Source organism: Flavobacterium fluviatile (assembly GCF_010645065.1).
GTDB classification, from domain to species: Bacteria; Bacteroidota; Bacteroidia; order Flavobacteriales; family Flavobacteriaceae; genus Flavobacterium; species Flavobacterium fluviatile.
Genome location: NZ_JAADZW010000001.1, coordinates 423,100 through 435,280, shown reverse-complemented (window position 1 = coordinate 435,280; position 12,181 = coordinate 423,100). Strand labels below are relative to the sequence as shown.

Here is a 12,181-nt window from a genome sequence, read left to right as displayed (position 1 = left end):
TATTTGGTTTTTATCTGATTTACCATTGCAGCAATACCCTTTGTGCCGAAAATCCGGGGCCGAAACTAAGCATTAGTCCTTTTTCTCCTGATTTTGGACTGGCATCCATAATTCTTTCTAAAACATATAAGACGGTAGCACTGGACATATTTCCGTATAGTTTCAATACCTCTTTTGTGTCATCAATATTTTTATTCAGATCTGCAAAAAGAGATTCAACTGTAGTGACAATTTTTTTGCCTCCCGGATGGAATATCATATAATCCATGTCTTTTATTTCTAAATTATTTTTCTTCAGAAAAGGATGGATAATATCCCCAAAATGAGCGGCAATCGTATCCGGGACTTCGATATCTAATACCATTTGCAAACCACCGTTGGTTAGCTTAAAGCCCATCATGTGTTCTGCATCATAAAAATGATACATTTGTTCATCCAGTATTTCAGGTCCCTTATCTTCTTCATGCGATGATAAAAGACAACAGGCTGCTCCATCACCAAAAATAGCTGCGCTCACAATATTAGGCATCGAAAAATCATCAAGCTGGAAAGTTGCTGTAGGAGATTCTGCTGCAATGACCACAGCACGTTTTCCGGGATTTGCCTTAATAAAGTTTTTGGCATATATGATACCTGAAATCCCAGCTGCACAACCCATTTCTGTAACAGGCAAACGTACAATGTCCTGCCTGAGATTCATTTTATTGATTAAATAAGCGTCCAAAGAAGGAATCATAATACCAGTACAGCTTACCGTAATAATGTAATCGATGCTTTGAGGATCCCAGTTTGCCTTATCAAGTGCTTTTTTTAAAACTTGTTCGCCTAATACAATCATTTCACGACTGTAAATATCATTTTTCTCTTCAAAGGAAGTTGCTGTAAAAACTTCGAGGGGGTCCATAATTGAGTAACGTTTGCTTACGGCCGCACCTTCAAATATTTTTTTTACTTTTTTTATAAAACGTTCGTCCTGATCTTTCAGCCACTTATCCAATAAAGGCATTATTTCTTCTGTTGTTCTTGAATATTGTGGGAGTTGCTTGGCAACGGCTATTATTTTAACACTCATATTTTTGTAATTATCCATTGGTAACGGAAAGCCCATTTCCAGCTTATGGTATAGTTTTTTAAATTCAGCTTTCTGGAAAATTCCTCCAGTTCATTTTTTCTAAATCCTCTTAAAATAGACACCAGACCATCTTCCCGTGACATTTTGTTGAGGTTAAACACATTGCAAATCAATTTAAAAAGTCTGTAAGCCAATTTACTTCGATGCAAATCATTGATAATAATTCCAGTGTTTGCTTTACTATTAAAGATACTAATTATATTTAATATTTGTTCATTCGTAAAATGGTGCAGGGTTAAGGTACACAGTACAATATCATAGTTAATTTTTGAAAATTCTTCGCTAAAAATGTCCAGGCATAAGTATTCTAAATTTGGGTAATCGTTTGACAATGTTTTGGCATAATTTACAGTAAACTCATTAGCATCAATCCCGATCAGTTGAAATTTAAGATTGTTTTTTAATCCGTAGTCCGCTATCATACGCAGCATATCACCGTTTCCGCATCCTACATCAGCGATTACTATAGGTTTAAATGTATTGGCTTTTTTTAATACTTTTTTTATTCCGTGAAGCGTTACTTTGTTGCCTCCAAGTAGTTGATTAATGCGGGCAATCTGATCCAGAGCCGCACGAAGTTCCTGACCCTGAAGCGAAAAATCGTCCATTATTTCAGCCTCTTGTGTTCTGTATTTTGTGTTTATTGCCATTTAATTGACTGCTATTGGTTTTCCGTGTGTCTGTTTGATTATTATTGATAATAATGACGGCATTGATGCAATCAATCTTACGAATATATTTGTCATTGCTTTATTGGTTAAGGCACTTGCTAAAATTCGACCCATTATTAATCTCTTTCCAAAATGTTTTTTCCATTCTATGGTGTATTTTTTTTCTAATATATTTCTTGATGTTATTGTTCCCCAATGATATTTAAGTACTAACTCTGATGCAATTTTTGCACTGTGTATCGCCATAGCCATACCATTACCACACATTGGATGGATGAGACCCGCAGCATCTCCAATCATTAAGATATGACTTTCTACTGGTCGCTTTTTATCGAAAGAGATTTGACTGATCGTAAGGGGTCTCTCAAACAAAAGTGTACTTTTTTCAAAAACTGATTTAAGCTGCAGGTTTTTATATAGTACATTTTTTTGATACTCTTCAATATTTTTATACTTTTTGAAAGTAGCATAATCAGCAAGATAACAAATGTTGATAATACCATTTTCTACTTTTGAAACACCACAGTAACCTCCGCTAAAATTATGAAGTGATACCTGATCTTTAGGCACATTACCAGAATAATGAGCCTTAACTGCCAGCCAGGGTGATTTTTTGGCTATAAAGTTCCGGGTTAAAAACTGATCGATATTAGAACGTTTTCCAAAGGCACCTAAAACTAATTTGGAGTTTATTATCTGATTTGGAGTTGTAACTGAAAAACCATCGTTTTCAAAAGAAATAGCAATAACTGTATCTTTTAGGATAATACAGCCATTAGATAATGCTTTTTTATATAAAATATTATCCAGCATATACCTGCTGATTCCAAAACCGCCAAGAGGAAGTTTTGTTCTGGCTATTTTGCCGTTTTGAGTTGTAAATTCAAAAGAGGAAATTTGTTGAGAATTAGACGGTGAAATATCTATATCAAGCGAAAGAAGATAGGGCAGGACTTCATTAGAAATATATTCTCCGCATACCTTATGACGCGGGTATTCTGATTTTTCGATTAAGATTACTTTTAATCCTTTTTTGGAAAGATGTATTGCTGCTGTCAAACCTGCAAGACCGCCGCCAATAATTACTACATCCTGTTTTTTTTCCATATTGTAATTTAACAAAAAAAAGCGTATATAAACTAAGTATTTTAAATAAATACTGCTGTTATTCAGCATTTCAAAAAAACGTCTCAAAATGTTGTTTTTGAGACGTTTTTTATTACTTATTTTTTTCTTCATTATTCAGTTTATCGTCAAATTCAGGCTCTTCGCCTTTGAATTTTTGAGTATCTACATCATAATTTTCGTCGTTTGTTAAAACTTCATCATGATCTTTGTACTGATGTTTTCGGGTATCCACACGATTATCAGAACCTCCCTGCTTAGGGTTATTTGGATTTTGATTATTAGTTTTCATAGCTCGTAAATTTAAATTTTATTAAAATTACCGCAAATAAAACTGCTACATTTATATAATCATTTTAAAAAGTTATAAAATCCCTGCACTAAGCAAACGTCCGATTTTTTAATTCCTGAATTGTAGCCAGATATCTATTCTCAAAAACGGACTGATCAACAGGAACTACTACTGATTGAAACAGCTTCATTAACTCATCAGAATGACTTGCTGTCTTTCTAGTCTGTAAATTATAATGAATAAATTTTATCCACAATAATGCTTTTAATTCGGTTTCAGTTTCGTTCCACATTTTCATTTCTACCAATAGTGCATTATCGGTATATTGAATTAGCTGCGATTCAATAACTACGCTCTCCATCGTAACAGCAGGTCTGATATAACTTATCTGATTAGAGGCCACAACCCAGCTTTGGGCAGTTGTTTTCATAAGTTTAAAAATATCCAAATTGTAATTTTCCTGAACTTGATCTTCGCGGGCATTTATGAAATACTCCAGATATTTCGAGTTGTTTAAGTGATTGAATGGATCGCAGTCCTGAAATCTGATTTTTCTTTTTGTTTTTAATATTTTATTCATTTCTATATAATTAAACAGATACCAATTGGTATCTGTCGGGTTAAAATTTTTTTACTCTTTTTTAATGCTTTTTATCAAAAAACTATCGATATGATCCATCGCATTCTGAATATAGGATTCTTTATCATGAATAAATGCAAGAAGTGAACTTCCTTCAATTAATGACAAAATAACTTTGCTGTACTTTACTGGATCAGTGTCATCTTTGATTTCATTATTAAGGATGCCTTCCTGTATAATATTTATTAGACCGGTAGTGAATCTTAGAGATAATTTTTGAGCTTCTTCAAACAATGGCGGATTGATAAACTTTGTGTCAACACCTACCCGGAGCATAGGACAGCCTCCCCGGTCTTTAACTAAATCATAATAATTGCGCTGGTAGTTTGTTATAGCCTGCAATTTATTTATACCTCCGTTGGTATTTTCAATTATTCTGAATAATGGTTTAATAGCTAAATCTACATTCAGCTTGAATGATTTTAATGCTAAATCTTCCTTGTTTTTAAAATTACAATAGATAGCACCTTTTGTAAGTCCGGTAGCAGTTGTAATATCAGAAAGACTGGTTCCAACATAGCCTTGTCTATTAAAAATAGGCGCTACTTTATCTAATATATATTCTGATGTATTCATGATGCTCATAAATGAAACTTTAGAACAAATATAGCAAAAATACCGATCGGTATTTGAGAGAGCAAAGTTTTTTTAGACTCAAGGTTTCTAAACTCTTCTTGGATCGCCTTTTAAATAAGTTTTGCTAAATTTAAAATATTCGGTTGATGTTCTTTCACCTGCCTTGCCATCAACTCGCAATATACTGCCAGCCTTGTTTAGCAGTATTTGTAATTCTTTGGCTTCATTAGTAACAGTACCGGAATAGTACATTGTTTTATTTCCCAGAGCTAATATTTGCTCTAATAAATTGCCATTTGGCAATGTTATTAATTTTTGCTCACTCATACGTCGAAGCAATACAGCAGCACCGCATTGCTTTGAAACGGCAGTAGGATCATATCTGCCATCCTGAACATATTTTCCTTTGGAATAATGATTAGAATAATTCCATAAATAAGGCGAATTAATGCCTTGTCTGTAATAGCCCAAACCATTATATAATTCCAGTTTATAAAGTATTCCGGCAATGCTCCAGTTTGTCCAGGTGTTAAGTTTGTCATAGACTAAAGCATCTTTGGCACTTTCTTCCCATGTAAAGGGCGGGTTTCCTGTCTTTGGACGTCCTGCAGGAACCTGGACTGTCCGGTCTTTTAGAGGATCACCGTTATGCAAATGAGTATCAAACCTTAAGCTGGCTTCCATATTATGTATAATTGCGATTACAAACCATGGGATATTTAGCCGGTCACCCACAGATTCGTATCGGGCTTTATTTGAAACCATTTTTGCTGTTATTTTATCAATTTCGGGATACTTAGCTTCTTTTATAATACAGGAAGCAAATAACTTTTCGTAATTACTCTTTTTGTCCGGAGGTACTGTTGCCATGGCTGCTGTTTTAAATTAATGAAATCAGTTTTATTGTTTGAAATGAGCAGAATCCAATCAAACATGATGGAAGAAAATTAAACAGAGATATACTATTTCGGCTGATACAGTAGAGGAGTAAGTCAAATTTAATAAAAAAAAACAATAATATACTGAATTTCAATATTTTAAATTAATGAAATATAAATTAAGGAAAAAAGAAAAGTATTTACAGGGGTTTTTAAGACTGAAAAATTATTCTGAGATAACATATTAACCCGCTGGGCGAAATTATTCTTTTTCTAATTTTATCGCATTAGCTTAGATATAAATCTGTCTAAGGCAGTTTTAATCTGGACAATCTGCGTGAAAAATTAATATGCAAAATTATTTCACGCAGATTTTTAAAGGATTTTGCAGATCAAATTAGATTTAATCCTTGTAATGAAGCTATTTTTATTCTATTTCACCCAACGAGTTATATTAAAAAAATAAAGCCATGTCACAAAAATGACACGGCCTTTTTATTTCCGTTGCGAATGCTTATTCTAATCTTTAAAAAATTTAAGCGTTTTTATTTCATTTTCGGTAAAAACCTGAATCAGGTAAACACCTTTAAGCAATGACTGGACATTTATTTTGTGATCTCCATTCAATGTTTTTTCAAGCAATTTCTTTCCATTTACATCAAAAACAGCAATTTTATCAATTTCTGCTTCAGCATTAAAATGCAAAACATCTTTTACAGGATTTGGATACAGTGTTATTTTTACATCAGATTTTATATTATCATTAACTGACAAAAGTGGATTATACGCCTTGATAGCCAATGGAACCGCAGATGCACAACTGCCCTGAGTTTGCGTGGCATAGTACGTGGTATTGTTGATAATAGGTGTACTTAACGGCAATTCATCCACAAGATTGGTTGCATTTTCCGCAGTAGCATACCATTTAATATTTTGACCATTAGCAATCAATACACTTAAATCATCTCCGGAGTTAAAACTCTGAACAGCATCACCTGTGGGAGGATCTACCGCATCCGGCTGTAAAATAGTTGCTGAAACTATACCGGTGCAGCCATTAGAATCATTTATTGTTACACTATAAGTTCCCGCAGCAAGACCTGATCTGTCTTCTGTCTCAATACCGTCGTTCCAGGCGAATGTGTACGGAGGAGTTCCTCCCAGTGGGGTAAGATTTATGCTGCCGTTCGATTCACCATTACAGCTGGTATTATTAGCAATCCAGCTGCCGTTTATTGCTGAAACAGTCAATGTTACAATATTAGATGCTTTCGAACCACAATTTCCTAAAGCTAATAGTTGATATTTAATGCCATTTAGTTGCGAGGTTGCACCGTTGATAGTTAAGGTATTTGTGGTTGATCCGGAATAAGTCGAAGTGTCATTAATATTGACAAAACCTGACCCTGTATTTACCTGCCATTGATAACCTGTTGCATTGGTAGCACTAGCAGAAAAAAAGGTACTGTTTCCATTACAGATTGTTTTGGAAACCGGTTGGTTAGTAATTGCCGGAGATGGATTTACAGTAATTGTGAATGTTTTTGAAGTGCCTGAGCAAGTGCCTCCATTAGTATATTTAGGTGTAACTGTTATAGTAGCCATAATAGGCGAGGTAGTGGAATTAGTCGCTACAAAAGAGGGTATATTACCTGTCCCGGAAGAAGCTAATCCAATTGATGTATTGCTATTAGTCCAGGTATAAGTAACCGGAGTATTATAATTCAACTGTACTTTTAGATTTTTTGGCGTGCCAAAGCATGGTTCTGCAAAATTTTCATTGGTAGCAGCAAGACTAAATGAATTTTTACCTAAAGCAGCTGTGGAAATAACAGATAAACTATTAGGTGAATTGCATGATCCTAAAACAAAAGTGCCGCAACTTCCGGTTGGATTTCCATAACTGGCAAACTGCACGTTAGTGAACACAGCACCCGGCGGAGCGCTGAGATTTAAAGTAGCTCCTTCATTTACGTTTCCGCAAATTACTCCGGCGTTTGCAGGACTCGTAAAATTAATTGCACTTACTGAAGCACCATTACAAAGCGTTTGGTTATTTACATTATTAACAGTAGGTATGGGATTTACATAAGCATTTTGAGTTTGTGAAGCCGTAACAGTTCCATTACTTGCTGTTACCTTATAAAGCCCTGAATTAGCTGCTGAGGAATTACTTATACTGGGGTTTTTAAGAGATGAAGTAAAACCGTTAGGACCTGTCCAGTTATAGGTAACACCGCTTGTTACACCACCGAAATCTGAGGTCAGGTTTAGAGTGCTGCCTGTACAAGGAGTGTTTGTTGTAGTAACAAGAGGTAGAATTTCGACGACAAATATCCAATAATCACCACCATTATTTTGTATTTCAAGAGATTTAATTTCCGGTTGTGTAATTGTAATCAAACCATTGCCGCCAACTAAAGCTCCGTTTGATAAAGCACCTTGTGTGTTATAACCACAAGCGTTAAAGGATGAAATGTTTGAGGAATTCAAAGCATATGATGTTCCGTTTATTTTTATGGCGATATTGGTATTGCTACTAAATGTCTGGCGGATTCCTCTTATTCTTACTCCCGCAACAGGAACATTAAAGCCAAAAGTAAAATAACCACCATTAGTGAAATTGTACCCTAAAACATTCGGACAGCTATAGTCAATATATACCTGACCACCATTAAGATTGTAATTAAATACAACGTTTATACCACCAACTGAATAATTTCCCGGCGAAGAAGCATGAGTAAAGTCGTAATAAGGCTGAGCAAATGTTTTGTGTGTAAAAAAGACAAAAAATAAAATCATTAAAATATAAGAGTATTGTTTTTTCATAAGTATTAGTCTTAGTTAATTTGTAAGTTTAAAACTAATAACTTCTAATCTAACCTTTCAAAAAATGTTCTGAAACACTCCTTTCTTGTTCTAAAGTACCCTTAAAATTTTTTAGAAATCTTAAAAATTCTATCTTCAATAAACAATTTATCGTTTATAATTTTTGAGATATGATAAGGATTTACACCAATACTCCGGTTAATTCTTTTGAAATGTCTGGACGGAAAAATCTCTTCCAGATGGGCCATGGTTGTTCTAAGAATCTGATTTTTACCGGTTTTCAAATGAATTTCAACATACACATGATCAGCTTCTGCAAACAGAAAATCTTTAGCCTGAAAATAATAGATTTGCTTTCCAATCTCAATCTTAAAAATTGTGTCCTCATTCGCCAAAGCCAGCTTTATTGCTGTTATGAGGTTAACGTTTTCAACTGGTTTAGAAAGATAGGCAGAGGGTTTCAGATTTGTTATTTTTTCCAGAGTTGACGGATCCGTAAGTGCAGTCGTGAAAATAAAAGGAATGTAAATATTTGTATTGATAAAATTTGCCAAATCAAGTCCTGTTTTATTTCCTGAAAGGGAAATATCAATCAGGGCAAGATTAAATGGTTTATGTGAAAGGAGAATTTTGGCTTCTTCATAATCATGCGCAATTTCAGAGACGAAATCTTTATCCAGCATTTTCTTTAAGGAGAATGCGATTAAAACTTCATCTTCTATAATTAATATCCTGCTTTTATGTTCTGACATTTGGAAATATTATTTTATAATTTGCTTTCTCTCTTGTATAATTTCCTTTTAACTGTTTGACCATTCCTTCAATAATCAAAAGTCCTAAAGAGTTGTTATTATTTTCAAAACAAAAAACGGTTCCGTTATCTGAATAATTTAATTCAACTTCATTATTTGTTTTCCTGAGATTAATGTATATAATCAATTGTGCATCACCTGATTGGGCATGCTTTAGGGAATTTGTAACTAATTCATTTACAAGCAGTCCCAGAGACAGGATTTTATCAACATTAAAATAAATAGATTCAATATCATTTATATATTGAAATGCTCTTAGTGCGCTATTTTGATGGGATTCAATTATTTTGCTGATGTAATCCGAAGCCTCAATCAAATCATTGTCACTATGATTCACACTATACGAATAAAATTCATGGGCAATAGTTATTGTCTTAATGCGCTGATGCAAATCGTCAAATATGCTTTTATAATTTTTATTCCCTGCCTGATCTTTTTGAAAATCAATCAGACTCAAAATCACAGCGAGATTATTTTTAACCCGGTGATTTAGCTCCTCAACAAGAAATTGTTTCTCTTCTACGTTTGTTTTCAGAGTTATATTGTTCTCAGCAATTTTTTGTCTCTGGATTTCGATTTTTCTTTTGTCTTTAGTAATCTGCCAGGCAAAAAATGATAAAATCATAATCAAAACAAAAAGTGCTATGTTCAGTATCCTTGTGATCCTTATATCTTTTTTGAGCAATCGTTTTTCAGACTTTTCTTTGTCAAAATTATATTCAATTTCTAGTTCCTTTATCTTTAAATCCCGTTGTTCACCATTGTATTGTCTATACAACTCTGACGCAATTTTATAGTAATACAAAGCAGAATCAGCTTTGTTTTGTTTTTCTAAGATATCGCTCTTCGTCTGAAAAACATCGGCCTTGTAATTTAAAACATTTGATTTTGATGAAATAGTTATTGCCGAATCAATATAGGTATTAGCCATTTTATATTCACCTCTTAATAAATAAAAATAACTCAGATTGCTATACATCGAAATAATTGCTTCATAATGATTCAGCTGCTTGTATAAATAAAGGGAACGATTGTAATGCCGTAACTCTGATTCAGGATTTGCTTTTCGGTTACCAAGTCCTAAAATCAGTTCTACAACAGGCATATTTACTTTGTCGCTGACAGATTCAGCATATTTTTTTGCCTGAAGAGCAAGATCGTATGCTTTTTCTGAATAGCCATTGACCCTGTAATAAGAAGATTTTCGAATAAGAAAATTACTGTAGTTTTTAACTTTAAATTCCGGATGTTTTATAAATAAAGCTTCCGCTTTTTTTAATTCTGATAAACAGGATTTATAATCATCGTTAATTTCATAAATAAGGGCTCTTTCGACATGAATTTTCAGTTTCTGCTCTTCTGTAATTTCAGAATTGGCTAAAAGATTTTGAGAAACTTTAAAAGCCTCATCATAAAGTCCAAATTCAGTCAGAATTTTGGTTTTCATGACATCAAGATCGTTTTTTTCTAAATTGCCATAACGCTCTCTGTTTTTATTGATAATGTCTAAGGCAGTTTTAAAATCTGAATACGCTATTTTGTGTTCAAGATCCTTTTTCAGGGTTTGAAAAGAATTTTGACTCGAACAAAAAAAATGTAAACTAAGCAGAAGTAAACTAAAATAAATTCTCACTGTTTAAATTGAGATTGTATAAGATTTATATTCGCACTATATATATATAGAAATTGTTTTACATTTCAAATATAGGAGTTTCAAAAATCACCTGACTAAAAATGTTCTGAATTACACATTGTTTGTTCTTAAAATTTGTTCGAAAACCGAATATATAGCGAGGCTAATATTAGTTAATTTACTGAAATTTAATTGTTTTAGAAGTTTAATTAAAGCTTTTCCTGAACATTCAAACATGAATCAAAATAGATCTTAAGAATTTTATGTAAAAAATGATTGCGAGAATACAGACAAAGTGTGCGAATGATTCAAAGCAGTGATCAATTGATAATAGTAAACACAATCAGATTTTTAACCTGTGATAAATCTTTATAAATTCTCAGCTATACTTATACAAATTGTAAATTAAATTTTAGCATTTTATAAAAAGAGGTTTTCCGAATTCGTTTTTATAATGAATTCCGTTCGATATATAGAAAAGGGTTTTTAAACTTTTCTTTTGTCTTGGTAAGTATTGCTTCTGCGGCTTTTTGTCCCATTGTTATAAAATCACTACTTAGCACTGTGATATCCAGCAAAACTTTTAAAGGGGTATCATTGTAAGATACGATTCCTATATCTTCACCTATTTTAAGTTTTTTTTCTTTGGTTTGCTGAACCAGATTTACCAGGTCATTGTCTTCAATAACTATATAGGCGTTTTTGGATATAAATTCAAGACCGGCAGATATTTCTTCCATAATTCCAAATTCAAATTGCTGATCGGAACAAAACTCTATAAATCCATCCAAAAGTCCCGCAGGGTATGGAAAAACTGCTTTGGTAGGATATACTAAAATTATTTTTTCATATTTCTTTAATTTTTCAGCTCCTTCCTTTAGAGCATTAATGACGTCTAATTTGAAATCCTGATAAATTACAGGAAAACTGCCCGAAATTTCAGAATGCGAATTATCCAACAGAACCAATTTCTCTTTCGGGATGGAATTAATAGCTTTAATCGTTATTGAGGTGTGATTTATGTGGTTTTGTTTCGCGTCTCTAAAGTGAGGCATGATGACAAAATAATTATAATTGTTTATATTTTTCTTTATAGCATTAATAAAAAGTTCTTCGTCACAATAATAAAGATACATATCAACCCGTCCGCTCTCTCCAAGTGAGGTAACAAATGAATTGTAAATTTCCATTTTATACGTGCATGGCTTATTTATGAGAAAAAAAACATTGATACCTGAATCCTGATTTTTTGATTCTACAAAATTGCCAAGACCGGTAACAGAATAAATTAAACTGCGATCCCGTAATTCCTTAAATGCTTTTTCGGCTGTATCACGCGACACAGCATTACTGTTACTTATAGCCCTTATTGAAGGAAGACGTTCGCCTATTTCAAATTTACCTTCCAGAATATCATCTGCAATGCTGTTTGCAATCTGAATATATTTAGGAATACTTGAATTTATTTGCAAATTAATTGCGGCATTCTCTAATTCTGCTTTCATTTGTTACCAATCTATTTGACGAATATAATCATTTTTCAAAAATTAGTGTAAAAAATACAATTATAATTTTATATTATTCAAAAATAAT

General features: G+C 33.0%; 11 protein-coding genes. All 11 read right to left on the bottom strand.

Annotated features, from left to right (window positions below; genetic code table 11):
• Positions 1–19 precede the first annotated feature (19 nt).
• Positions 20–1,072 carry a type III polyketide synthase gene (locus GXM17_RS01515; protein WP_163397518.1) on the bottom strand — a complete coding sequence of 351 codons (1,053 nt, stop codon included), beginning with the start codon at positions 1,070–1,072 and terminating at the stop codon, positions 20–22.
• Positions 1,069–1,782, bottom strand: coding sequence for a methyltransferase domain-containing protein (locus tag GXM17_RS01510; RefSeq protein ID WP_163397517.1), 714 nt, complete (start codon positions 1,780–1,782; stop codon positions 1,069–1,071). Before GXM17_RS01510 ends, GXM17_RS01515 begins: the two co-directional genes overlap by 4 nt.
• A complete protein-coding gene (locus tag GXM17_RS01505) occupies positions 1,783–2,910 on the bottom strand; it encodes an NAD(P)/FAD-dependent oxidoreductase (RefSeq protein ID WP_163397516.1) in 1,128 nt (375 codons plus the stop codon).
• A 112-nt stretch (positions 2,911–3,022) separates the two neighbouring features.
• Positions 3,023–3,220: a hypothetical protein gene (locus GXM17_RS01500; RefSeq protein WP_163397515.1), complete on the bottom strand. Its 198-nt coding sequence runs from the start codon at positions 3,218–3,220 to the stop codon at positions 3,023–3,025.
• 88 nt (positions 3,221–3,308) lie between these two features.
• Positions 3,309–3,800 (bottom strand): acyl-CoA thioesterase, encoded by a 492-nt coding sequence (locus tag GXM17_RS01495; RefSeq protein ID WP_163397514.1) that lies wholly within the window; start codon positions 3,798–3,800, stop codon positions 3,309–3,311.
• 51 nt (positions 3,801–3,851) lie between these two features.
• Positions 3,852–4,445 (bottom strand): TetR/AcrR family transcriptional regulator, encoded by a 594-nt coding sequence (locus GXM17_RS01490; RefSeq protein WP_244307309.1) that lies wholly within the window; start codon positions 4,443–4,445, stop codon positions 3,852–3,854.
• A 78-nt stretch (positions 4,446–4,523) separates the two neighbouring features.
• Positions 4,524–5,306: a hypothetical protein gene (locus GXM17_RS01485; RefSeq protein ID WP_163397513.1), complete on the bottom strand. Its 783-nt coding sequence runs from the start codon at positions 5,304–5,306 to the stop codon at positions 4,524–4,526.
• A gap of 527 nt (positions 5,307–5,833) precedes the next feature.
• Complete coding sequence (locus GXM17_RS01480; RefSeq protein WP_163397512.1) at positions 5,834–8,143, bottom strand: T9SS type A sorting domain-containing protein; 2,310 nt, start codon at positions 8,141–8,143, stop codon at positions 5,834–5,836.
• A gap of 101 nt (positions 8,144–8,244) precedes the next feature.
• Positions 8,245–8,895, bottom strand: a complete 651-nt coding sequence (locus GXM17_RS01475; RefSeq protein ID WP_163397511.1) for a response regulator transcription factor — start codon at positions 8,893–8,895, stop codon at positions 8,245–8,247.
• A complete protein-coding gene (locus GXM17_RS01470) occupies positions 8,882–10,402 on the bottom strand; it encodes a sensor histidine kinase (RefSeq protein ID WP_163397510.1) in 1,521 nt (506 codons plus the stop codon). The genes GXM17_RS01475 and GXM17_RS01470 overlap by 14 nt, the downstream gene beginning before the upstream one ends.
• Before the next feature lie 635 nt (positions 10,403–11,037).
• Positions 11,038–12,093, bottom strand: a complete 1,056-nt coding sequence (locus tag GXM17_RS01465; protein ID WP_163397509.1) for a GntR family transcriptional regulator — start codon at positions 12,091–12,093, stop codon at positions 11,038–11,040.
• Positions 12,094–12,181 lie beyond the last annotated feature (88 nt).